Raw genomic sequence first — 22,386 nt, 5'->3', positions numbered from 1 at the left:
AGCTATGGAATCAATATCAAAAATACAGTTACGTCTCTATGCCGCCAAGAGGAAAAACGGCAAGTGGCAGTTGGAGATGTCAAGGATGCCGAAGCGAATCAGCGTTATCGGCAGGACACCCATCGTTGATGAGCATTATATGCCATCTGATTTAGAGGTAGTTTCAATGTCAAAGCTTCACAAATATGTCGGAAGTTACTACGGCAAGATTGTGAAGACCCTCAAAGAGGAAGGCATCATCACCAAGGAATATGGAATGTGGAAACTGCGTGAAGACCTTCAGGACAAGGGCATTGCGGTATATGTCACAGGCAGGATGCGCTGCTTCTACCACTTCTATCTGTCATGGACACCGAAAGGCATAGAGTTTATCAAAGAGATTATCAACAATAGAACCAGGCACTGATGGCAGACAACATACTCAGCGATTTCGGCATCAACATCCTCGAAGAGGAGATTGACGATGTGATATTCCAGACCAACGAGTTCCTGACCGATGCCACCTTCACAGGCTCACAAGGGCCGTTCTGGTGGATCCTCCAAATGTGTATGGCATTGGCGGCACTGTTCTCTATCATCGTGGCGGCAAGCATGGCCTACAAGATGATGGTGAAGAACGAACCGTTGGACGTGATGAAACTGTTCAAGCCCTTGGTGGTGAGCATCATCCTCTGTTGGTGGTACCCACCTGCTGACACAGGCATGACCAACAGCGGCAGCAGCTGGTGCGTATTGGATTTTCTATCCTATATTCCCAATTGCATCGGCAGTTACACCCACGACCTCTATGAGGCAGAGGCGACCCAAATTTCCGACAAGTTTGAGGAGGTGCAGCAGTTGGTATATGTCAGGGACTCGATGTACACTGACCTCCAGGCACAGGCAGACGTGGCGCATAAGGGCACATCAGACCCCAACCTGATAGAGGCGACGATGGAGCAGACGGGCGTGGACGAAGTGACCAACATGGAGAAGGATGCCAGCAAACTGTGGTTCACCTCACTGACGGCAGGGGCCGTGGTGGGCATCGACAAGATAGTGATGCTGATAGCCCTGATCGTGTTCCGCATCGGTTGGTGGGCGACGATATACTGTCAGCAGATATTGCTCGGAATGCTCACTATATTCGGTCCAATACAATGGGCATTTTCGTTGCTGCCCAAGTGGGAAGGAGCGTGGGCGAAGTGGCTAACCCGTTATTTGACAGTTCATTTCTACGGAGCCATGCTCTACTTCGTCGGTTTCTACGTCCTGTTGCTGTTTGATATTGTGCTCTGCATACAGGTAGAGAACCTGACGGCCATCACCGCCAGTGAGCAGACGATGGCAGCCTATCTGCAAAACTCGTTCTTCTCGGCAGGCTATCTGATGGCAGCGAGCATCGTGGCGTTGAAATGCCTGAACCTCGTGCCCGACCTTGCGGCATGGATGATACCAGAGGGCGACACCGCCTTCTCAACCCGAAACTTCGGCGAGGGCGTGGCACAACAAGCCAAGATGACGGCTACGGGAACCATGGCGACCGTGATGAGATAACATGTGAGTGTGCGGTGAGTCACCGCACCTCCTATTGAAACAAATAAAAGTAACCATCAAGAAAAATGAAAGCAAAAAATGAAATTGAGCGTTGGCTCAAAGATGAGAAATTCATGGCGTTTGCCAACAAGCGTGCAAAGGAAGAGTTTTTCAATTCCGAAAACAACTACATCGACCCACAGTATGAGGAGATGGCAGAAGGCTTTGAGGATAACGACGAGTATGTAGTGCCTATGGTAGATTACCTGAGTTATCGCTTGCATCGTGCCAAAATCTACAGAAATCGACGGAGACGTGAACGTGACATCTGGTGGGTGTGGATCCAACTGAAATACGAAGGCATCTACGTAGAGGCTTGCATCAAGTATTACGCCAAACTGGTGGAAGAAGTTGAGAAGGACATATACACCATCCTGCACCGTGAATATGTGAGAATGAAGAGAAATCAGACCTCAAACAAGCAGTAACGTATGGTAATCAAGAACTTAGAAAACAAAATCAAGCTGGTGGGCATCATCTGCTCTGCGTTCCTCATGGGCTGCATCATCATCTCGGTGTCGAGCATCTGGACGGCGCGCTGCATGGTGACGGACGCGCAGCAAAAGGTGTATGTATTGGACGGCAACGTGCCCATACTGGTGAACCGCACCACGATGGAGGAAACGCTGGATGTGGAGGCAAAGAGCCATATCGAGATGTTCCACCATTACTTCTTTACGCTTGCTCCCGATGACAAGTACATCCGCTATTCGATGGAGAAGGCGATGTATTTGGTCGATGAAACTGGTTTGGCGCAGTACAATACGCTGAAGGAAAAGGGCTTTTACAACAATATCATGGGTACGAGTGCCGTGTTCAGCATCTTTTGCGACAGCATCAAGTTCAACAAGGAGAAGATGGAGTTCACCTACTACGGTAGGCAAAGGATAGAGCGAAGGAGCAATATTCTGATGCGTGAATTGGTGACGGCGGGACAGGTGAAGCGCGTGCCGAGGACGGAGAACAATCCTCATGGACTGCTCATCACGAACTGGAGAACCTTGCTCAACAAGGATATTGAGCAGAAGTCGAAGTCAAACTTCTAATATCCTAGCGGTATGAGTGTAAAAGGAATCAGACGGATGCTTGTGGGCGAGGATATGCCCGACAAGAACGACCCCAAGTACAAGAAGCGGTATGAGAAGGAGGTGGCGGCAGGGCGCAAGTTTGCCAAGACCGCGAGGATAGACCGTGCGGCGGCTAAGGTGCAAGGCTTTGCCAATGCCCACAAGACGCTGTTTCTCGTCATCGTCTTCGGCTTTGTCGCCACGTGCTTCGGCATCAACATCTACAGGATGGTGCGGTATTACGGTCATCGGACGGAGGCTGCAAGTGCCATCGAGCGGCAGGAAGGGCGCATGAAGCAGATGATGAATGCAGCCCATTGCATCACTCCTCCCGTGACGCATCGAACCAACGAGGAGAATCGAGACAAGTCAGTAACATCAAAATCAGACAGCGATGAGAATAACAGATAAGATAAACTTCCGTCAGCCGAAGTACATGCTGCCAGCCATCGTGTACATCCCGTTGATTGCCACAGGCTATTTTGTCTTTGACATGTTCAATACGGAGGTGGCGGAAACGCAGGACAAGAACCTGCAGACCACCGAGTTTCTGAACCCCAACCTGCCCGGAGCGCAGATTAAGAATGGTGACGGCATCGGTGGCAAGTATGAGAACATGGCGAAGTCGTATGGTCGCATAGCAGACTATTCGGCTGTTGATAACATTGAGCGTGACAACGAAGAAGAGAAAGAAGCGTATGAATCCAAGTACACAGAAGAAGACCTTGCGGAACTCGTCCGTCAGGCAGAAGAGAAGGACGATGCAGCCGAAGTGGCCGATGCCAAGGCGCGAGAAGCGGAAGCACTCGAAGCACTCAACAAGGCACTCGCCGAAGCGAGGCTGAGAGGACAGGCGGCAGTTGCCCCCGTGGCCCAGGATACCACACAGGCTGGGCCTCCCAAGGAGCAGATTGAGGTGAAAGGTCAGATTGCCGAGGACAGCAAGGCGGTGAAGGCACTGGACGAGGAGGACAAGGCACAGGAGGTGGTGAAGAAGGTGAAGGTGACTTCGGACTATTTCAACACCCTGACGCAGAACGAGCATGAGCCAAAGCTCATCAAGGCCATCATTGACGAGGACGTGAAGGCTACGGACGGGTCGAGGGTGCGGCTGAGACTGTTGGACGATATTGAGATTGGTGAGACCGTGGTGAAGAAAGGGTCGTACCTCTATGCCACCATGAGCGGTTTCGGTTCGCAGCGAGTGAAGGGTAGCATCAACTCCATCCTTGTGGATGACGAGCTGATAAAGGTTTCGCTTTCGCTTTATGACACGGACGGACTGGAGGGACTGTATGTCCCCGGCAGCCAGTTCCGTGAGACCACGAAAGATGTGGCGAGCGGTGCTATGCAGAGCAACATGAACATCGACCAGAGTGGAGCGAACAACAGTTTCTCGCAATGGGGAATGCAAGCCGTGACCAATGCCTACCAGAAGACAAGCAATGCCATCAGCAAGGCTATCAAGAAGAACAAAGTGAAGCTGAAGTATGGGACGTTTGTTTACCTTGTAAATGGGAAAGAGAAAAGGAAATAGACACTGCCCGACAACGGAATTGTCGGGAACGGTGGCTCATAGAGTATAAACATCAAAAAATCAACTAATATGAATTGTTTTCAGAAAATGAATGTCTGTGCATTGCTTTCGCTGAGCGTGCTTTCAGCCAAGGCGCAGACCACCTACATGGAGATGGAGCAGCTGACGGTCAACGACCAAGTGACCACCGTCATCACCGCCTCCGAACCCATCCGCTTTGTCGATATATCCACAGACAAGGTGGTGGGCGACCAACCCATCAACAACACCATCCGCCTGAAGCCGAAGGACAACGTGTATGCCGACGGTGAGGTGTTGGCGATAGTGACAATCGTGACGGAACGCTACCGCACGCAGTATGCACTGCTCTATACCACGAGGATGCAGGAGGCAGTAACCGATAAGGAAATAGAATGCTCGGAGCGCAATGCCTACAACAATCCCGCTGTAAGCCTGTCCACTGCCGACATGACCAAGTATGCACGTCAGATATGGTCATCGTCTGCCAAATACCGCAACGTGGCGACGAAGATGCACCGCATGGTAATGCGCCTGAACAACATCTACAGCGTGGGCGAATATTTCTTCATCGACTTCTCCGTGGAGAACAAGACCAACATCCGCTTCGACATCGACGAGATGCGCATCAAACTATCGGACAAGAAGCAGAGCAAGGCTACCAATGCGCAGATAGTGGAACTGACCCCATCTCTTGTGTTGGACGATGCGAAGACCTTCAAGTATGGCTATCGCAACGTGATTGTGGTGAAGAAGATGACCTTCCCCAACGACAAGGTGCTGACCATCGAGCTGTCGGAAAAACAGATAAGTGGACGCACCATCTCGCTCAGCATCGACTATGAGGATGTGCTGTCTGCCGATTCGTTTAACCATATACTGTTGGAGGAGGAATAATGAGAATTAGGAATGAGGAATTAGGAGTGAGGAATTGGCTTGTGCATACCTTACTCGTTGTCATCTGTTTTATGGCAAGCATGACTCCGGCAATGGCGCAGCAGAATAGCGACCGCATATCCTTGGGGTTCGGATGCCTGTATGAGCGAGGACTGGACGTGACGCTGTCCTACGAGTATGAGACGAAGTACCACAATGCGTGGGAGTATTTTGCAAACGGATATATCAAGTGGAACGAGTGCGCATCGTGCGGTCATGTCTGTCCTGAGAGTTTTTGGAACAACTACCGCAGTTATGGTTTCGGCTTTGCCTATAAGCCCTGTGTGGCAAGAGGACGCAACCACCATGGCAACATGCGCATAGGAGCATCGGCAGGTAGCGATACTGACAGGTTCTTGGGTGGCATCCACCTCGGCTATGAGCAAAACTATACACTCAGACACGGCTGGAAGCTCTTCTGGCAGGTGAAGACCGATGTGATGATCAAGGGTGAAGACCTGTTCAGAACGGGTATTGTCCTGGGTGTGAAACTTCCTGTAAAATGACTATGCGTATGAAGAAACTGTTTTCAATCTTGGCAGTTGCGGCAACGGTGTTGCTGACTGCCTGTGACGAGCATCAGGACTTTCCCGACACAGCCATGAAGGTCACCCATATCTTGACCACTGACGGCAAGGTGATGCCCTACGAAACCTACGAGCAATCGTGCAAGCAAGCCATTGCAGTGGTGTTCAACGTCAATCAGAGGGAAGAAATGGAGGGAAACGGATATGCCGTCTATCTGTGGGACATCGCTCCCGAAGCCTTTGCTGACAGTATCGGTGTGGAACAGGACACATCCTGTGACCTCACCGCCTACGACGGCAACAAGAACACTTTTGCCCTTTATGGCACGACCGATGTGAAGTCGCCTTTGGCTGAGCGTGTCTTCGACATGTGGCGTTACGGGCAAAGTGCCTATATCCCCAGTGTGGCACAGATGCGTCTGCTCTATCATGCCAAGGACATCATCAACCCATACATCCTGAAATGCGGCGGCACACCTATCCCCGATGAGGATGATGACTGTTGGTATTGGACTTCAACGGAGGTAGAAGGACAAGCGACCGCCAAGGCATGGCTTTACTCACTGGGAAGCGGTGCCATACAGGAGACTCCCAAGTGGCAGCCGCATAAGGCGAGACCCATCATCACGATTATGGATTAGCCCATATACAGACATCGAGTATCACCCGTATCATCATCAAAGTACAACAATTAAAAAAGAAAAAGCATGAAAAAGAATTTGTTTCTAATGTTGGGACTTGGAGCCATGCTCCTCACGTCCTGTGACCAAGACATCGTCAATGAGATTTACCTGCCCGGTGGCGGAGGTTCTGTGGTCGTGACCGACAGCACATCAACCAAGCAGCTTCAGGTATTCACCAATCTGGAGATGCTGCAACCTGCCGTTTCCACACGAGCCGTTGACAACCAGTGGGAACTCAATGATATGATTGGCATCTCTTCCACAGGGATGATCAACAATATGAAGTTCACCCGAAGCGGCGGCACGAATCAGTTTGTGTCAGCCAACAAGGTGTTTTTCACGGACACAGACACTCACACCTTCAATGCCTACTATCCCTATACGGCAAATCCTACCAACGACCTCATAGAGTTCCAAGTGCCGGAGGCAGCTGTACAGAGTGAGCAGAAGGTCAATGATTTTCTGTTTGCCAGTGGAGCGGCATCATACGCCAATCCGAGCCTTACATTGAACTTCACCCATCAGATGGTGCGTGTCATCATCAAGGTCTATACCTCACCAGAATACGGTTTCACCACCAATGATTTTGCAGGAAGCCTACTCACGTTCGTCGGTTATTTTGACAGCGGTACTTTCAACATCAAGACCGGAAAGGTAGAATGCAGTGACGAGTCGGTGACGACCTATTATTTCGGCGACCCACAAAGTGACCACATGGAATATACGCTTTATGTTCCTGCACAGGTTATGCCAGACATGACATTGCAACTCAGCAATGGGGAGAACTTCGTATTCCTCACAAACGACACGTGGAAAGCGGGTCATTCCTACAGCTATTCATTGAAGCCTGTACGCAACACCTTGGAGGTCATATCTGCAACTATTTCTCCGTGGACAGTAGAGTCTGAGAAGACCATCAACGGCTACGAATAAAACTCATAAGAGGATTGGAGGGTGTCCACCGTGGCATCCTTCATCTTTTCTCATTATCACCCAACATCATCGTAAAGTAAATGGAAGAAAGCAAAGAGTTACAGGGTTTTTACAAGATATTCAGGGCGGTGATTTATGTCTCCATCCTGATGGAGTTCTTCGCCTACGCACTGGAGCCGGAGCAGTTGGACTTCTTGGGCGGCGTAGTGACGGATATCCACACTCGCATCAAGCGGTGGATGATTTACCATGACGGCAACCTCGTGTATAGCAAGGTGGCTACGTTCCTGCTGATATGTATCACCTGTGTGGGAACGCGCAACAAGAAGCATCTGGAGTTTGACGCTCGCAGGCAGGTGCTCTATCCGCTGCTGTCGGGAGTGCTGCTGATTGTGCAGTCCGTATGGCTGTTCGGTCATTCGATAATGCCCTGTTTCTATACCCTCCGTTTGAACACTTGGCTCTATATGCTCACTTCCATCGTCGGTGTCGTATTGGTGCATATCGCCCTCGACAATATCTCTAAGTTCCTGAAGGAAGGGCTGCTGAAAGACCGCTTCAACTTCGAGAATGAGAGCTTTGAGCAATGCAGGGAGTTGCAGGAGAACAAGTACAGCGTGAACATCCCTATGCGCTATTATTACAAGGGCAAGTTCCGCAAGGGATGGGTGAACATCGTCAATCCGTTCCGTGGCACATGGGTTGTGGGTACTCCTGGTTCTGGTAAGACCTTCTCCATCATCGAGCCGTTTATCAGGCAGCACAGCGAGAAGGGCTTTGCCATGGTGGTGTACGACTATAAGTTTCCCACTCTCGCCACCAAACTCTACTATCATTACTTGAAGAACAAGAATGCCAAGGACAGCAAGATGCCCCATGGCATGAAGTTCAACATCATCAACTTTGTGGATGTGGAGTATTCGCGCCGTGTGAACCCCATCCAGTTGAAGTACATCAACAACCTTGCCGCAGCGAGCGAGACCGCCGAGACCCTGCTTGAATCCCTGCAAAAAGGCAAGAAGGAAGGCGGCGGTGGCAGCGACCAGTTCTTCCAGACCTCTGCCGTCAACTTCCTTGCCGCCTGCATCTATTTCTTCTGCAACTACGGCAAGGAGCCCTACGACAAGGACGGAAAGATGCTGATTGCCGAGCGGCGTGAAGACCCAAAGACGAAAAGGCTGATACCCACAGGACGGGTGTTCGACCATTCGGGCGCGGAGGTGCAGCCCGCTTATTGGTTGGGCAAGTACAGCGACATGCCACATATCCTATCGTTCCTCAATGAGAGTTATCAGACCATCTTCGAGGTACTTCAGACCGACAACGAGGTAGCCCCCTTGCTTGGCCCGTTCCAGACTGCCTTTGCCAACAAAGCCATGGAGCAGTTGGAAGGTATGATTGGCACGCTACGTGTCTATACCTCCCGTCTCGCCACCAAGGAATCTTACTGGATATTCCACAAGGACGGCGATGACTTCGACCTGAAGGTCAGTGACCCGAAGAATCCAAGTTATCTGCTCATTGCCAACGACCCCGAGATGGAGAGCATCATCGGTGCACTGAATGCCTTGATTCTCAACCGCCTTGTAACGAGGGTGAATACAGGACAGGGCAAGAACGTTCCTGTCAGCATCATCGTCGATGAGTTGCCGACCTTGTATTTCCACAAGATAGACCGACTGATAGGCACAGCCCGAAGCAACAAGGTGAGCGTGGCACTTGGCTTTCAGGAACTTCCGCAGTTGGAAGCCGATTATGGCAAGGTGGGTATGCAGAAAATCATCACCACCGTGGGCAATGTGGTGAGCGGTTCGGCAAGAGCCAAGGAAACCCTCGAATGGCTGTCGAGTGACATCTTCGGTAAAGTAGTGCAACTCAAAAAGGGCGTGACCATCGACCGTGACAAGACCTCCATCAACCTCAATGAGAATATGGACAGCCTGGTGCCTGCAAGCAAAATCTCCGATATGCCCACAGGTTGGATATGTGGACAGACCGCCCGTGACTTCGTAGTCACCAAGACCGGGATGAACGGAAGCATGAACATCCAGGAGAGCGAGGAGTTCAAGACATCCAAGTTCTACTGCAAGACCGACTTCGATATGACGGAAATAAAGAAGGAGGAATCGGAGTATGTCCCTCTCCCTAAGTTCTATAAGTTCAAGTCGAAAGAAGAGCGAGAGCGCATCCTCTACAAGAACTTCGTTCAGGTTGGGGAGGACGTGAAAGCCATGATTAAAGAGATTCAGCAGTTCCGCACTATGATGTAGTGATATTGATTAGAGTGCGGTGAGACATCGCACCTCCTATATAAAATAATGTAATGAGAAGATACATCATCGTACTATTGAGCATGTTGGCCATCTGTAGCGTGCCCTGTCAAAGCCAAACCATTGACAGGGCACTGTTTGAACGGATGGTAGCCATTACCAAACACTTCGAGGGTTGGCACGACCCAAAGACCACACCGGGCTATGTGGGCTATGGTCACCAGCTACAGAAGGGAGAGCGTTTCCCGAAAACACTGACACGTCAGCGTGCAGATTTGCTGTTACGGACAGACCTCCTCCGGCACCTGCGCCTATATGCCCGTTATGGCAGGGATGCTTATCTGCTTGCCACCCTCTCGTACCAGATTGGACCAGCCAAGTTGTTAGGCAATGGACGATACCCGAAAGCGTCCCTGCTCACCCGATTGGAACGTGGCGACAGGGACATCCTGCCACTCTATCTGAGCTATTGCAAATGGAGGGGAAAAGCAGTGGCATCCATTAGGAAACGGAGGTGGGTGGAATATCAGCTGTTGTATGCCGAGCGGTGAGGCACCATCCCTCCTATACCTGTTTGTCTGTCACTTATATTATATATAAAGGTAATAATTGCAATTTCAATGTTAAAGTCAGAGCATTATGGCATCCATCAAATTAAAGTTCAGAACATCATCTGTTCAAGAGAAAGAGGGTCGCCTGTATTATCAGGTGATACACAATCGTGTGGCACGTCAGATCCATACAGAGTACAGAATCTATTCCTCAGAGTGGGATGCGGACCATTCAAACATCATTTTGCCAACTTCCGTCACTCCACAACGTCAAGCCTATCTTCTTTCCTTGAAAGATACATTGGATGCTGACAGGAAGAAACTGCTGTTGGTCATTGCACGGTTGGACAAGGAAGGGCAGTCATATACAGCAGACACCGTCGTTGACAACTTCCATGAGGGAAAAGAATTACATGGCATTATCGGCTATACGCTGGAGTTGAACGAAAAACTGAGACGCATCGGCAAGAAGCGGATGGTAGCAAGGTACAAAACCACCCTCAACAGCCTCCAGCGTTACCTGAAAGGAGGCGATGTGCCATTGGAGGAAGTCGATGGGACAACGATACAAGGCTATGAACAGTGGCTGAAAGACAGCGGACTGTGCCGCAACACCACCTCTTTCTACATCCGCAACCTGCGCACCATCTACAATCATGCCGTAGATGACGGACTGGTCATCTCTTCCTCACCGTTCAAGCATGTATATACCGGCATCGACAAGACCGTCAAGCGGGCACTCCCCTTGGAAATCATCAAGCAACTGAAAGAGCTGGACTTGAGTCTGAACCCCCGTTTGGAGCTTGCAAGGGATATGTTCCTGTTCAGTTTCTATACCCGTGGGATGTCGTTCATCGATATGGCACAACTTACACCAAGCAATCTGCATGGCAGTACGCTCATTTACCGCCGTCAGAAGACCTCACAACAGTTGCACATCAAATGGGAACCTGCCATGCAGGAGATAGTGGCGAAGTACAAAACAGATGATTCTCCCTACCTGCTCCCTATAGCAAAAGGAGAGGGAGCCATATTCTGGAGACAGTACAAGAATGCCTATAGCCGTATCACCAAGCAGTTGAAGAAAATCGGAGAAATGATAGGCCTGTCCGTACCCCTGACCACCTACGTAGCCCGCCACTCCTGGGCAAGCATAGCCAAGAGCAAGAACGTGCCCGTATCTACTATCAGCGAGGCATTGGGGCATGACTCCGAGAAAACCACACAGATATACCTCTCCTCATTGGACACCTCTGTCGTTGACAACGCCAACAATCTCATCATCAATTCTCTTTAGGAGGTGCAGCGTCTCACAGCACCTTTATTTCAATATTTATAACTATTGTATTGCGGTGTGATACCGCAACTATAATAAAAAAGTCGGGGATTGTTGAGCAAAAAGGTGTTTCTCTCTTTAAGAGAAATATCGTTTTGCTAAACAGTTGATATTGAGGTATCATTTTATCGTAAAAGACATATTTGCTCAACAATTGCTTGACGGAAATCAACAAATTTTAGCATTTTTGTAAAAAAGTCGCTATATAATTTGGTGAATTGGAGTTATTTTCATATTTTTGCATCCCGAAGAGTTTCTCTTAAAGAGAGAAACATCTTTTGCATACCTTTTCCGACCGAATTTTTATGTCGTAAAGAGGGGCTTTGCAGGGGGTGGACTCAGAAAGATGAGAATAGATGACTATTGTAGTTGAAACACATAGAAAGTTGCTGATATACAGACCGATACGCATATCGGGATGAACCATGAGTACGTTCTTTTCTCAAAAAACACATGTCAAAACAGTATGGTGAATGTATTGGACAAGGATAAGATACTGTGGTATGTCATGCGGGTCTACAAGAACGAGAATAATCTTGAAATTCTAACATCCGAAGCAGGGTTAGAGGAATTAATGAATAAATATTCGAAAAGAGATGCAATAAATTAAGGAGGTTTTCTAATGAACAAAGTAAATATAAAAGATAGTCAAAATTTTATTACTTCAAAATATCACATAGAAAAAATAATGAATTGCATAAGTTTAGATGAAAAAGATAACATCTTTGAAATAGGTGCAGGGAAAGGTCATTTTACTGCTGAATTGGTAAAGAGATGTAATTTTGTTACGGCGATAGAAATTGATTCTAAATTATGTGAGGTAACTCGTAATAAGCTCTTAAATTATCCTAACTATCAAATAGTAAATGATGATATACTGAAATTTACATTTCCTAGCCACAATCCATATAAAATATTTGGCAGCATACCTTACAACATAAGCACAAATATAATTCGAAAAATTGTTTTTGAAAGTTCAGCCACAATAAGTTATTTAATAGTGGAATATGGTTTTGCTAAAGGGTTATTAGATACAAACAGATCACTAGCATTGCTGTTAATGGCAGAGGTAGATATTTCTATATTAGCAAAAATTCCTAGGTATTATTTCCATCCAAAACCTAAAGTGGATAGCGTATTAATTGTATTAAAAAGAAAGCCAGCAAAAATGGCATTTAAAGAGAGAAAAAAATATGAAACTTTTGTAATGAAATGGGTTAACAAAGAGTATGAAAAACTGTTTACAAAAAATCAATTTAATAAAGCTTTAAAACATGCGAGAATATATGATATAAACAATATTAGTTTCGAACAATTTGTATCGCTATTTAATAGTTATAAAATATTTAACGGCTAAAAACAATAGGCCACATGCAACTGTAAATGTTTAGTTATAGGTAGGGTAGCATAAGTTAAAATGCTATTCTGCCTTTTAAAAGTATGGTATACATTCGTAAGCGTCCAATAACAAGGTGTATCGCATCTATCTAGTCCTCCAGTTATACTGTATTCAAACAGAAGATTGGAGGTTTTTTATGATGAAACAACCCATTGTCCCTCTAGCGATGCCCAAAACTGGCACGCAACACTTTAAACAACGAACTAAAAATGAGCTCTTACTTCGTTGTAAAGTGGGATCGATTGAGCTCAGCTTTTTCTCATCACTTGACGTATCTCAACGAAATGAAATTTTAGAGAAGGTGTTCGCTTATGGGACTAAACTTAAGTGATCTGGGGCCCGTCTACATTGTTTGTGGGAAAACGGATTTACGAAAAGGAATCGATTCACTGGCTTACCTCATTCAGTCACAATTCGCTTTAGACCCTTTTTCAAAATCCGTCTTTCTTTTTTGTGGTGGAAAAAGTGATCGATTTAAAGCCCTCTACTGGGATGGTGAAGGCTTCTGGTTGCTTTATAAACGTTTTGAAAATGGACAACTAACTTGGCCAAGAAATACTACGGAAGTTCAGGCTTTAACGCCTGAACAAGTCGAATGGTTAATGAAAGGATTTTCTATTACACCTAAAATTTTAGAGAGTCAAAGTCGTCATTTCTATTGAAATGTCGGCTTTTTTTCGCGTATAATAAAGAAAAATCTTGAGGAGTTAACGAAGATGTCATCATCAGAAAAAACGATTGAAAGACTGACAAAAACAATTGAAGCAATGTCTAATGAACTTGCGCTTTTACGTGAACAAGTCGCTTACCTTACCAAAAAACTTTATGGTAAATCCTCTGAAAAGCGTGACTATAACCAGAATCAATTGAGCCTGTTTGATGACGTGGAACTGCCTGAAGAAGAAAGTGACTGTCCCAGGTAACTTAGAAGAAGAAACCATTACTTATCGTCGGAAAAAAGCGAAAGGCAAACGACAAGCCATTTTTCAGCAATTTAAACCAGAGGTCATCCACCATGAATTGATGGGAGAGGCTTGTACCTGTCCAGATTGTCATGAAAGGTTAAAAGAAATCGGCTCGTGTGTGCAACGACAAGAATTAATCTATGTTCCTGCACAGTTAAAACGAGTGGATCATATTCAGCATGCCTATAAGTGTGTTGCCTGTAGCAAGAAAAATGCGACAGATAAAATCATCAAGGCCCCTGTACCCAAAGCGCCCTTGGCGCATAGTCTTGGTTCAGCTTCTATTATTGCGCACACCATTCATCAGAAATTCACACTGAAAGTGCCAAACTATCGACAAGAAGCGGATTGGCAGAAAATGGGGCTACCGATTAGCCGTAAGGAGATAGCTAATTGGCATATCAAGTCTAGTCAGTATTATTTCGAACCGCTCTATGAGCTACTACACGAAAAATTATTAACACAAGACCTTCTTCATGCGGATGAAACAGCTTATAGAGTTTTAGAAAATGAGACTCCCTTGACTTATTACTGGACATTCCTGTCAGGAAAACAAGCAGCACAGCCAATCACGCTCTATCATCATGATCAACGCAGAAGTGGCTTAGCTGTTCAAGAATTTCTCGGCGAATATGATGGCTATGTTCACTGTGATATGTGGTCAGCGTATCGCCAACTACCTAAAGCAAAGTTAGTAGGTTGTTGGGCACATGTACGCCGAAAATTTTTTGAAGCAACGCCGAAACAGGCAGATAAGCAGTCATTGGGGCGCAAGGGATTAGCCTATTGTGACCAGATGTTTTCACTAGAAGCCTCTTGGGCTGAGCTGCCTTCAGCTGAAAGATTGTGCAAGCGCAAAGAAAGATTAGCGCCATTGATGACAACGTTCTTTGATTGGTGTCGCAATCAATCAGTGCTCCCAGGATCGAAGTTAGGCCGTGCGATCACCTATGCCTTGAAATATGAGGAAACATTTAAAACAGTTTTAACAGATGGTTCCTTAGTATTATCCAATAATCTGGCTGAGCGTGCGATTAAAGGATTAGTCATGGGACGTAAGAATTGGCTTTTCTCTCAAAGTTTTGAAGGAGCCAAATCTAGCGCGATCATCCTGTCACTTTTAGAAACTGCCAAACGAAATGGCTTAGACTCAGAGAAATATCTCACCTATCTTTTGGAGAAGTTGCCAAATGAAGAGTCTTTCGCAAAAAAAGCAGCTCTAGAAGCTTATTTGCCATGGTCAGAAACTGTACAAGCAGATTGTAAATAAAGAAAAGAATCTCCAAAGTCGAGTGACTTTGGAGATTTTCAATATACCTCGTTATTGGGCGCTTACATACATTCCAGAGAGAGATTGGATATGTTCCCGTATACCGATAGTGCCAAAAGCGAAGTGGATATGTTTCCGAGAACGGACGTACTCAAATGACATTCATTCTGTCCTCTCAAGCCATGTGGAGACGGTTGTTCTTCTGTCAAGGAATCAGTAAAAAAGTCCTAAAACAGCCTATAAATAAAGGGATTTCGAGAGATTTGCCGATTTTGGCAGTCTCCTGGGATCCCTTTTTTCGTGTTTTGACAATAGCGTCATAGTCTGCCTTTTGATAGGTTGAGACAAGAAACTACTTTTTTGACGATTGAGACAATAGGACTATTGTCAGGTTAAAGTCCGTTTTTTGGTACAGATGGCTTGATATTATTATACTGTCCAGAGTAGCAAACCGATTGATTTTAGACTAAAAATAGGGTAAAATTAGTCCATCACTAGAAGGAGAATGGGATATGGATGAGAGAATATACTTAGACACCTATCTTTTGCAGCAGGACATGCGAGTTCGCTTGCCGAAGTCGGTAATCTCCAATTTAGGGGTCGAAAAAGGAAAAACAAAGTTTGATATTTATTTGGACTCAAAAGAGCATTGCTTAATATTTAAAATCCACGATGAGGAGAAGTCTGAAAATGAGTAAAAAACTTATAGCCGTTTCCCTGTTTACCGGAGCCGGTGGCATGGATGTAGGCTTTGAACGACCCGGGATTAAGGTTGTATTTGCAAATGAGGTTATGAAAGAAGCAGCTCAGACTTATATACTGATTGATTTCCGTGCCTTCTATGGCTTGGATAAATTTAGCTTGAAGCAAATCGACCAGTATGTTTGGCAGATCGGGAAGGATTACTTCCCGAAGAACTACGGAAAGAAAGTATTTTGTCTTTAATCGATAAAAGGAGTGTGTTCGTATGGTAGATAATGTAATTCAAATAGTAACAGAGAAATTATCTTCTTTGCCTTGCATAGAAGGCATTGTATTAGGGGGCTCACGTGCAAGAGGCACCCATACAGAGGATTCTGATATAGATATCGGAATCTATTACAATTCAGAATCATTTGACCTGACAGCGATTAATCAAATTGCTACAGAATTGGATGATGAGAATAGAAACGACCTTGTTGTACCTCCCGGAGCGTGGGGGGATTGGGTTAATGGCGGCGGATGGTTAGTTATAAACGGGTATCATGTTGACTTGATTTTACGTGATATAAAACGGGTGGAACAAATAATCAAAGATACGGAGCAAGGAATTGTTACTGCCAATTATCAGACTGGGCATCCCCATGGTTATATAAGTGCTATGTATCGTGGAGAATTGGCGATCAGCAAGATACAATATGCTAAGAATGAAAGCTTATGCGAATTAAAAAATCAGGCAGAAATTTACCCTGGTGCTCTAAAGAAGAGCTTGATAAACTTTTTTATATTTGAAGCAGAGTTCTCTTTAATGTTTGTAAAAGCAAATGCGGGAGCAGAGGATAAATATTATATTGCAGGCCATGTTTTTCGTATTATTTCATGCTTAAATCAAGTACTATTTGCATGCAATAATGCTTATTGCATTAACGAAAAGAAAGCTATAAAACTGCTTGAAACTTTTGAATATAAACCTGAAAAATATGCCGAAAGGGTTAATCATATTTTTGAAGTACTCGGTCTTTCACTTTTTGAATGCTACGATATGACCGAGAAGCTTTATAAAGAAGTGAAAAAAATTGCAACGGAGATAAATAACTTTTTAAACGAGGGGAATTCAGATGAAAGAAAACAAATATGATGATAATATATTTTTTCAAAAATACAGTCAAATGAGTCGCTCACAGCAGGGACTAGCCGGTGCAGGAGAATGGGAAACATTGAGAAAGCTGCTGCCGGATTTTAAAGATAAGCGTGTGCTTGATTTAGGATGCGGCTATGGATGGCACTGTATTTATGCGATGGAACACGGTGCTTCTTCTGTTGTAGGTGTTGATATTTCTCATAAAATGCTCGAGGTAGCCAAAGAAAAAACACATTTTCCACAGGTTGAATATAAATGCTGTGCTATAGAAGATGTGGAATTCCCAGAGGAGAGTTTTGATGTAATATTAAGTTCACTTGCGTTTCACTATGTAGCAGATTATGAGATTTTAGTAAAAAAGATATATAGAATACTGAAGTCTGGTGGTAAGCTAGTTTTTACGGTTGAACATCCTGTTTTTACTGCCTATGGAACACAAGACTGGCATTATAACGAAAAAGGAGAAATACTGCATTTTCCGGTGGATAATTATTATTATGAGGGCAAACGGACAGCTGTGTTTTTGGGAGAAAAGGTTACAAAATATCATAGAACACTGACCACATATCTAAATACACTGCTTTCAAATGGTTTTATAATAAATCAGATTGTGGAGCCGCAGCCGCCGGAAAACATGATGGATATTCCGGGGATGCAGGATGAAATGCGCCGTCCCATGATGCTGATTGTAGCGGCCAACAAAAAAATGGATAGATAGAACTAAAACACCTATAAGGTATAAATGGAGGTAATTTATGTTTAAAGAAAAAATTATTATAGAGATGAAAGAAGTATTCAAAGAAATTCCTTTTGGCATAGAGCATACTCTTAAAGTTTTGAAAAATGCAGAAGATATAATGAACGGAGAAAATATCGGAGAGGAAGAAAAAGAATTCATCAGTATTATTGCTATACTACATGATATTGGTGCGGTTGAAGCACAAAAAAAATACGGTTCTATTGATGGTGTCTATCAAGAAAAGGAAGGACCAGCAGTAGCGAAAGAAATATTAAAAAAGGTAGGCTATAACAAAAATATTGATAGAATATGCTTTATAATAGGCAACCATCATACTCCATCTAAAATTGATGGACTTGATTTTCAAATACAATGGGAAGCTGATTTGCTTGAAAATTTAACGGTTATGGATAAAGAAAAAGAACAGGAAAAGATAAAAAAGTGTATAGGTGAAAACTTTAAAACAAACACAGGAAAAAGGATAGCTTATAATCGCTTTATTTTAGATTAGTAGTAGATTATTACAGTTATGTATTTTACTCAAGTTTCGGATTTAGGTTTTATGCAGTCTGAGCGATCAGTTGCATGGCCTTGAACCTGCGGTTATCCCGTATAATTTGCTCCATCAATTCGTTCTCGTCAATGGTAAAAATCTCAGCCACGATTGCTATTACATCAATAATGATTGACCAGATCTTTTCCACGACGGTGAGCTCGTGTACGCCTTCATATATATCGGCGAACAATCCTCCAATGGTCTCTTCACCATGCTCTTCAGGCGCTCAAGCTTGGATACGAAATACTCTTCCTTGCGTTTTTCGGTCTGGCAGTCTCTGTCACGCTTGCGGTTGTAGCGCCTCTCGCGCTGCCGGGCCGTAAGACCTTGTTCCTTGCCATCGACCTTCCCTCTCTCGCCGTGAATCGAGAAGTCCACGACAAATTGAGAGCGGCCGTCGCTCCAGCACAGGGCCAGCAGCTTGTAGCCGAGAATGCACCGCTGAAACACGTGCGAGAATATCTTGCCAATACACTCCATCCTCAATCCGGTCTTCGGCAGGTCGGAATCATCCACAATAAGCACTGCCGGAAGATGGCTCTTTTGATAGTCTTTCCTTATGGTCACGGCCTTGATGAGATGACAGGCGATGTGCCAGATGATGTTGCTAGTCTATATTGTCCTTGGCCATAAACGAATAGAGTAGGTCCTTCTTACCCCCGAACAGTTTCGAGATTGACGATCCGGCATAATGAGAAAAACCCGGGACGGCCATAAACGGCAGAATCAATATGATCTGGAAAAGTTGAAGGTTGGTAAGCTGACAGTTCTCACGTTTTTTCCCTCCGAGATCTTTGTCTGAAATCCTCATCCCCTCAAGGAGGGTCATAAACTTGGAAAATGCGGGATTGATTCGTTTTCCCGTGAAAAAGTTGCGGATCTCCGATGGAATTTTTGTAATTTTGCTCATGGCTTTGAGTGATTGTAATTAGTTGTTTGGGCACCTCTAAATTACTAAATTTCCGTGACATACGGAAATCCTCAAAGCCTTTTTTATGCCCAAATCTATCCTCTCAACCTAAATCCGAAACTTGAGTAAATTATAATTATGAGATGCTACGTGCTTTTGTTCAATATACCCTAAACGTCGATTTAAATGCGCCTGTGATAAAGGATTTAGTTGAAAAGTATAAGGATATAGAACAATTTAATAGGAGCATAACAGATAAATACGTTGCAATATGTAAACGCTTTTAATATTTGAATTTAGCCGTTTATGTAGAATGAAGGTGTGCAAACAAACAGACCCTGAAAAGGGTCTCACCCCCGTTAACCGCAATGTCAAAGACTTGCGGATGGCCAGATGACTCCTATACATCCGACCCCAACGGGGTCGAACCATATAATCTGTAGAAAGGTTCGACCTCCGTTGGGGTCGTGGATTGGGAAGGCACTTCGACCCGCACATTGTATCATGTGCGGTTACTTGAAGTTCGACTCCCGTTGGGGTCGATGGCTCGTCGTTATTCTGAATCTTAGCAAATCCTCTCTTTTTTAATGAACTGTGTGCTTGATCACTGAAAATAATCCTTATTTTTGCCACGAGAGTTTTACGAAAGATAAATAGATAAAGTATTGGAAAAGAAACATAACTGTCAGCAGTGCCCACTGAGGCGGCGATACGACCGTTCACCCAAGTCATTGTTGGGTCGTTTTTGGCGATGGCACATCAATTTCTGTCCGGGATGGAAAGCCTATTTCCTGTCGCTGAGCGAAGAGGAACGGCATGTATTGAGAAAGCAATACGCTTTTCATAAGCCTCAAATCCGCAACTAAGTCCTTCATCGTCCTATTTACGTGTACACGTTCTCTCATTACTGAATTATTAGATAAATTGAGGCTGAAATACCCACTTCTGCCTACAATACCCCCTTACCCCACAATGCGACTTGAGACAATACGCAGCAGTATCATACCCATAAGTTGTAGTCGTCATCCAAAATCAGTCTGGAATACATCTGCGTAAGCATTATTACAGGTATAGATATTCAGCACATACCACCTTGATGTTCTGATCCATTTGGCTGGTACAGAGACAAATCTGAAGACAAACGCTTTTATGCGACTTGTTTTATTGGGTCCGAACCTCTTTACGTCAAGTCTTTGGATAATGACCTTGTAGAAGTTACGGATAAGTGCTGTAAGAAGAAGGAACACTGTGTTCTCTGCCATGAAGGATTTGGGCAATCTGGACCATCCGAAACCATTGTTCATGTCATCGAAGATGCGCTCCTTTCCTCCGCGGAGGTTATAGAACTCGACAATCTCTCTTACGGAAGGCTCGTAGTCGTTGGTCAGGATGCAGCGGTATGTGTATTCTCCTTCCCAGAGGTCAAGCTCACCGTCCATCCGTTTCCGCCTTTGAATCACAAGCCGGTATGTCTTGCCTTTCCACTTCTCTACAAGAATGGAATTCAGCTCAAACTCAATGCCGTTGATTTCTCCCCTCTTCCAGCCTCTGAGAGCGAAGAGGTCATTGTAGAGCGAACTACAGCGGTTGGCACGGATATAGAAGGTCTTGCAGTGGGTGGCAACCTCTTCCACGATCTCTTCAGAGCACGAGCCGCAATCAGCTCTGAAACGATTGATAACAAGATTGTTCTGTTCAAACCTTTCGAAGAATCTCTTCAGCGTGTCCTTCTGATGGAAACGGACGTTTGTGTTGCCGTCGCTGTTCTCAATGCCGACAATCAAATCTCCAATAACCGCCACACCTGGTCGATAACCAAGGAACTTCTTGTATGTATGCTTTGCATCATATTTCTCTGTTTCTATGAACTGGTGGTCGAAATCAACATCATACATCTCACCCTCTTTCAGCTGACCAGCTGCACACATACAATTGAGCAGTAAGGTATTGAGGGTGTCAGCCGTATTGAAATCGTAGTTCTTACCCGTATCTGACGTGTATGAAATGTTCTCCTGCGTCAGTTCCTTTATCGCTCTGAGGATAGTGTCAGAGCTGCAGGTACGAAGTGTCGGATGAAGCGAGAGATGGGGCATCAAATGAGTTGTGACATCCTCAATACATGAGCCGCCACAGAAGTAGATGCTCATGAGAGAACGGATGATTTCGCTGTATTGATAACCATACAGCCTGCATCTTAGACCGAGGGTTGTGTCAATTACATATGACAATGTGGAGTCAAATTGCTCCATCATTGCAAATATTCCTCCAAAAGGAGTGAGTTTCTCAGATTTTATTGCTTTCTTTGCCATGTCTGTCGGGTTTGATACATATTTTGATTTGCAACACTAAGATAGGTGAAAAATCTGACATGACAAAATCCTGAGCAACTTTTTGTTGCTCAGGTACTTAAAAAGTTATATTTATAATAGTGTTGCGGAATTAAGGTATATAAAAGATGTGTTGGGACTTGCTGACAAAATCAAGAACTTGTCGAAGATATACACCTATGCCCGCAACTTCCTTTATCTCGGTCGTGGGTACAACTACCCCACCGCCCTTGAAGGTGCGTTGAAGCTGAAAGAAATATCCTATATCCATGCGGAGGGTTATCCTGCTGCGGAAATGAAGCATGGACCGATTGCACTTGTAGATAGCGAGATGCCCACGGTGGTCATTGCTCCAACGGACTCGCTGTATGACAAGATAATCAGTAATGTAAGGCAGGTGAAGGCGCGTGGCGGTACGGTTGTCGCCATCATTACCAAGGGCAATGACGCAATGAAGGACATCGCCGACCATTGCCTTGAAGTGCCCGACGTACCCGAATGCCTTACACCTCTCGTTGTTTCCGTCCCATTGCAGTTGCTGGCCTATTACATCGCCATCAACAAGGATAGGAATGTTGACCAGCCAAGAAACCTTGCTAAATCAGTTACCGTAGAATGAATAGAATATTATCACTTATTGTTACCATCCTCTTTGCGTTGTGCATTGAGGCTGGCATCTTTATGCTTATTGCCCACTGGTGGGGCATGACTGCGGCCATTACCGTGATAGCCATTGAATGTGTGTTAGCCTTATGGACAGTTTACGAAATGAGACATGCGAGTGATGAACCAGTTGATGAATAACATTGCAGGCTGTGGTTAGAACGAAAAAGGCTAAAAACAAAAGGACGGGTCGATGATTCGTCCTATTTTTGTGTCTTTTTGGTGGCGAAATGTAGCGATTTAGCAAAATAAACATAAATTCCAGTGATATTCAGCATGAAAAT

Annotated in this window: 25 protein-coding genes and 1 pseudogene; 23 read left to right on the top strand and 3 right to left on the bottom strand. The window is 45.1% G+C overall.

Features of this window, described 5'->3' with window-relative positions:
* Positions 1-4 precede the first annotated feature (4 nt).
* The 21 genes from HMPREF0673_RS02320 to HMPREF0673_RS02205 all read left to right on the top strand — a co-directional run bounded on the left by HMPREF0673_RS02320 (position 5) and on the right by HMPREF0673_RS02205 (position 18,157).
* Positions 5-406 (top strand): hypothetical protein, encoded by a 402-nt coding sequence (locus HMPREF0673_RS02320; RefSeq protein ID WP_005816121.1) that lies wholly within the window; start codon positions 5-7, stop codon positions 404-406.
* Positions 406-1,536 (top strand): hypothetical protein, encoded by a 1,131-nt coding sequence (locus tag HMPREF0673_RS02315; protein ID WP_005816122.1) that lies wholly within the window; start codon positions 406-408, stop codon positions 1,534-1,536. Before HMPREF0673_RS02320 ends, HMPREF0673_RS02315 begins: the two co-directional genes overlap by 1 nt.
* 65 nt (positions 1,537-1,601) lie before the next feature.
* Positions 1,602-2,003, top strand: coding sequence for a hypothetical protein (locus HMPREF0673_RS02310; protein WP_005816123.1), 402 nt, complete (start codon positions 1,602-1,604; stop codon positions 2,001-2,003).
* 3 nt (positions 2,004-2,006) lie between these two features.
* Positions 2,007-2,621 carry a conjugative transposon protein TraK gene (traK, locus tag HMPREF0673_RS02305; RefSeq protein ID WP_005816126.1) on the top strand — a complete coding sequence of 205 codons (615 nt, stop codon included), beginning with the start codon at positions 2,007-2,009 and terminating at the stop codon, positions 2,619-2,621.
* A 12-nt stretch (positions 2,622-2,633) separates the two neighbouring features.
* Positions 2,634-3,053 carry a hypothetical protein gene (locus HMPREF0673_RS02300; protein WP_005816127.1) on the top strand — a complete coding sequence of 140 codons (420 nt, stop codon included), beginning with the start codon at positions 2,634-2,636 and terminating at the stop codon, positions 3,051-3,053.
* Positions 3,037-4,179 carry a conjugative transposon protein TraM gene (gene traM / locus HMPREF0673_RS02295; RefSeq protein WP_005816128.1) on the top strand — a complete coding sequence of 381 codons (1,143 nt, stop codon included), beginning with the start codon at positions 3,037-3,039 and terminating at the stop codon, positions 4,177-4,179. Before HMPREF0673_RS02300 ends, traM begins: the two co-directional genes overlap by 17 nt.
* A 69-nt stretch (positions 4,180-4,248) precedes the next feature.
* Positions 4,249-5,094, top strand: a complete 846-nt coding sequence (gene traN / locus HMPREF0673_RS02290; protein WP_005816133.1) for a conjugative transposon protein TraN — start codon at positions 4,249-4,251, stop codon at positions 5,092-5,094.
* A gap of 71 nt (positions 5,095-5,165) precedes the next feature.
* On the top strand, positions 5,166-5,639 hold the full coding sequence (locus tag HMPREF0673_RS02285) for a hypothetical protein (RefSeq protein WP_425285375.1): 474 nt from the start codon (positions 5,166-5,168) through the stop codon (positions 5,637-5,639).
* 8 nt (positions 5,640-5,647) lie between these two features.
* Positions 5,648-6,301 carry an Lcl C-terminal domain-containing protein gene (locus tag HMPREF0673_RS02280; RefSeq protein ID WP_005816136.1) on the top strand — a complete coding sequence of 218 codons (654 nt, stop codon included), beginning with the start codon at positions 5,648-5,650 and terminating at the stop codon, positions 6,299-6,301.
* 66 nt (positions 6,302-6,367) lie between these two features.
* On the top strand, positions 6,368-7,276 hold the full coding sequence (locus tag HMPREF0673_RS02275) for a fimbrillin family protein (protein WP_005816138.1): 909 nt from the start codon (positions 6,368-6,370) through the stop codon (positions 7,274-7,276).
* An 80-nt stretch (positions 7,277-7,356) separates the two neighbouring features.
* Positions 7,357-9,546: a type IV secretory system conjugative DNA transfer family protein gene (locus HMPREF0673_RS02270; RefSeq protein ID WP_005816140.1), complete on the top strand. Its 2,190-nt coding sequence runs from the start codon at positions 7,357-7,359 to the stop codon at positions 9,544-9,546.
* Between the two features lie 53 nt (positions 9,547-9,599).
* A complete protein-coding gene (locus HMPREF0673_RS02265) occupies positions 9,600-10,097 on the top strand; it encodes a lysozyme family protein (protein ID WP_005816141.1) in 498 nt (165 codons plus the stop codon).
* Positions 10,098-10,185: 88 nt separating this feature from the next.
* Positions 10,186-11,394: a putative resistance-associated DNA invertase gene (locus HMPREF0673_RS02260; RefSeq protein ID WP_005816149.1), complete on the top strand. Its 1,209-nt coding sequence runs from the start codon at positions 10,186-10,188 to the stop codon at positions 11,392-11,394.
* A 661-nt stretch (positions 11,395-12,055) separates the two neighbouring features.
* Positions 12,056-12,790 carry a 23S rRNA (adenine(2058)-N(6))-methyltransferase Erm(G) gene (erm(G), locus tag HMPREF0673_RS02245; RefSeq protein ID WP_007897441.1) on the top strand — a complete coding sequence of 245 codons (735 nt, stop codon included), beginning with the start codon at positions 12,056-12,058 and terminating at the stop codon, positions 12,788-12,790.
* A 353-nt stretch (positions 12,791-13,143) separates the two neighbouring features.
* The gene (tnpB, locus tag HMPREF0673_RS02235) at positions 13,144-13,494 is read left to right on the top strand and encodes an IS66 family insertion sequence element accessory protein TnpB (protein WP_007897433.1); all 351 of its coding nucleotides are present in this window, start codon (positions 13,144-13,146) and stop codon (positions 13,492-13,494) included.
* A gap of 54 nt (positions 13,495-13,548) precedes the next feature.
* Entirely contained in the window at positions 13,549-13,755 is a 207-nt protein-coding gene (locus HMPREF0673_RS13715; RefSeq protein ID WP_008144451.1) for an IS66 family transposase, read from the top strand.
* The gene (locus HMPREF0673_RS02230) at positions 13,712-15,067 is read left to right on the top strand and encodes an IS66-like element short variant transposase (protein ID WP_007897432.1); all 1,356 of its coding nucleotides are present in this window, start codon (positions 13,712-13,714) and stop codon (positions 15,065-15,067) included. The genes HMPREF0673_RS13715 and HMPREF0673_RS02230 overlap by 44 nt, the downstream gene beginning before the upstream one ends.
* Positions 15,068-15,757: 690 nt before the next feature.
* Positions 15,758-16,012, top strand: coding sequence for a DNA cytosine methyltransferase (locus HMPREF0673_RS02220; protein ID WP_007897429.1), 255 nt, complete (start codon positions 15,758-15,760; stop codon positions 16,010-16,012).
* Between the two features lie 22 nt (positions 16,013-16,034).
* Positions 16,035-16,904: a nucleotidyltransferase domain-containing protein gene (locus tag HMPREF0673_RS02215; protein ID WP_007897428.1), complete on the top strand. Its 870-nt coding sequence runs from the start codon at positions 16,035-16,037 to the stop codon at positions 16,902-16,904.
* Positions 16,885-17,625: a class I SAM-dependent methyltransferase gene (locus tag HMPREF0673_RS02210; RefSeq protein ID WP_007897427.1), complete on the top strand. Its 741-nt coding sequence runs from the start codon at positions 16,885-16,887 to the stop codon at positions 17,623-17,625. The genes HMPREF0673_RS02215 and HMPREF0673_RS02210 overlap by 20 nt, the downstream gene beginning before the upstream one ends.
* A 37-nt stretch (positions 17,626-17,662) precedes the next feature.
* On the top strand, positions 17,663-18,157 hold the full coding sequence (locus tag HMPREF0673_RS02205; protein WP_007897426.1) for an HD domain-containing protein: 495 nt from the start codon (positions 17,663-17,665) through the stop codon (positions 18,155-18,157).
* 159 nt (positions 18,158-18,316) lie between these two features.
* On the opposite strand, the gene HMPREF0673_RS14470 is transcribed toward HMPREF0673_RS02205, so the two are convergent.
* The 3 genes from HMPREF0673_RS14470 to HMPREF0673_RS02185 all read right to left on the bottom strand — a co-directional run bounded on the left by HMPREF0673_RS14470 (position 18,317) and on the right by HMPREF0673_RS02185 (position 21,421).
* On the bottom strand, positions 18,317-18,718 hold the full coding sequence (locus HMPREF0673_RS14470; RefSeq protein WP_165364460.1) for a hypothetical protein: 402 nt from the start codon (positions 18,716-18,718) through the stop codon (positions 18,317-18,319).
* Between the two features lie 91 nt (positions 18,719-18,809).
* Positions 18,810-19,112, bottom strand: a complete 303-nt coding sequence (locus tag HMPREF0673_RS02190) for a hypothetical protein (protein ID WP_007664625.1) — start codon at positions 19,110-19,112, stop codon at positions 18,810-18,812.
* Between the two features lie 1,022 nt (positions 19,113-20,134).
* Positions 20,135-21,421, bottom strand: coding sequence for an IS1380-like element ISBaov1 family transposase (locus HMPREF0673_RS02185; RefSeq protein WP_007664617.1), 1,287 nt, complete (start codon positions 21,419-21,421; stop codon positions 20,135-20,137).
* 139 nt (positions 21,422-21,560) lie between these two features.
* Here HMPREF0673_RS02185 and HMPREF0673_RS02180 point away from each other — a divergent pair.
* Positions 21,561-22,058: pseudogene (locus HMPREF0673_RS02180) on the top strand (SIS domain-containing protein); the annotation flags it as partial.
* Positions 22,055-22,243 (top strand): hypothetical protein, encoded by a 189-nt coding sequence (locus HMPREF0673_RS02175; RefSeq protein WP_005816226.1) that lies wholly within the window; start codon positions 22,055-22,057, stop codon positions 22,241-22,243. The pseudogene HMPREF0673_RS02180 and the gene HMPREF0673_RS02175, both read left to right, overlap by 4 nt.
* The last annotated feature ends 143 nt before the right edge of the window (positions 22,244-22,386 follow it).

Source organism: Leyella stercorea DSM 18206, assembly GCF_000235885.1.
Taxonomy (GTDB): Bacteria; Bacteroidota; Bacteroidia; order Bacteroidales; family Bacteroidaceae; genus Prevotella; species Prevotella stercorea.
Note: the sequence above shows the minus strand (reverse complement) of the source record. Positions and strands in the feature narration are given on the sequence as shown.

Coding starts and splice junctions, on each gene's coding strand:
- traK (WP_005816126.1), top strand. CDS start 2,007: ATGGTAATCAAGAACTTAGAAAACAAAATCAAGCTGGTGGGCATCATC.
- HMPREF0673_RS02315 (WP_005816122.1), top strand. CDS start 406: ATGGCAGACAACATACTCAGCGATTTCGGCATCAACATCCTCGAAGAG.
- HMPREF0673_RS02190 (WP_007664625.1), bottom strand. CDS start 19,112: ATGAGCAAAATTACAAAAATTCCATCGGAGATCCGCAACTTTTTCACG.
- HMPREF0673_RS02230 (WP_007897432.1), top strand. CDS start 13,712: ATGACGTGGAACTGCCTGAAGAAGAAAGTGACTGTCCCAGGTAACTTA.
- HMPREF0673_RS02210 (WP_007897427.1), top strand. CDS start 16,885: ATGAAAGAAAACAAATATGATGATAATATATTTTTTCAAAAATACAGT.
- HMPREF0673_RS02310 (WP_005816123.1), top strand. CDS start 1,602: ATGAAAGCAAAAAATGAAATTGAGCGTTGGCTCAAAGATGAGAAATTC.
- HMPREF0673_RS02265 (WP_005816141.1), top strand. CDS start 9,600: ATGAGAAGATACATCATCGTACTATTGAGCATGTTGGCCATCTGTAGC.
- HMPREF0673_RS02215 (WP_007897428.1), top strand. CDS start 16,035: ATGGTAGATAATGTAATTCAAATAGTAACAGAGAAATTATCTTCTTTG.
- HMPREF0673_RS02260 (WP_005816149.1), top strand. CDS start 10,186: ATGGCATCCATCAAATTAAAGTTCAGAACATCATCTGTTCAAGAGAAA.
- traN (WP_005816133.1), top strand. CDS start 4,249: ATGAATTGTTTTCAGAAAATGAATGTCTGTGCATTGCTTTCGCTGAGC.
- HMPREF0673_RS02205 (WP_007897426.1), top strand. CDS start 17,663: ATGTTTAAAGAAAAAATTATTATAGAGATGAAAGAAGTATTCAAAGAA.
- HMPREF0673_RS02285 (WP_425285375.1), top strand. CDS start 5,166: ATGGCAAGCATGACTCCGGCAATGGCGCAGCAGAATAGCGACCGCATA.
- HMPREF0673_RS02185 (WP_007664617.1), bottom strand. CDS start 21,421: ATGGCAAAGAAAGCAATAAAATCTGAGAAACTCACTCCTTTTGGAGGA.
- HMPREF0673_RS02320 (WP_005816121.1), top strand. CDS start 5: ATGGAATCAATATCAAAAATACAGTTACGTCTCTATGCCGCCAAGAGG.
- HMPREF0673_RS02220 (WP_007897429.1), top strand. CDS start 15,758: ATGAGTAAAAAACTTATAGCCGTTTCCCTGTTTACCGGAGCCGGTGGC.
- HMPREF0673_RS02175 (WP_005816226.1), top strand. CDS start 22,055: ATGAATAGAATATTATCACTTATTGTTACCATCCTCTTTGCGTTGTGC.
- HMPREF0673_RS02280 (WP_005816136.1), top strand. CDS start 5,648: ATGAAGAAACTGTTTTCAATCTTGGCAGTTGCGGCAACGGTGTTGCTG.
- tnpB (WP_007897433.1), top strand. CDS start 13,144: ATGGGACTAAACTTAAGTGATCTGGGGCCCGTCTACATTGTTTGTGGG.
- HMPREF0673_RS02275 (WP_005816138.1), top strand. CDS start 6,368: ATGAAAAAGAATTTGTTTCTAATGTTGGGACTTGGAGCCATGCTCCTC.
- traM (WP_005816128.1), top strand. CDS start 3,037: ATGAGAATAACAGATAAGATAAACTTCCGTCAGCCGAAGTACATGCTG.
- HMPREF0673_RS13715 (WP_008144451.1), top strand. CDS start 13,549: ATGTCATCATCAGAAAAAACGATTGAAAGACTGACAAAAACAATTGAA.
- HMPREF0673_RS02300 (WP_005816127.1), top strand. CDS start 2,634: ATGAGTGTAAAAGGAATCAGACGGATGCTTGTGGGCGAGGATATGCCC.
- HMPREF0673_RS02270 (WP_005816140.1), top strand. CDS start 7,357: ATGGAAGAAAGCAAAGAGTTACAGGGTTTTTACAAGATATTCAGGGCG.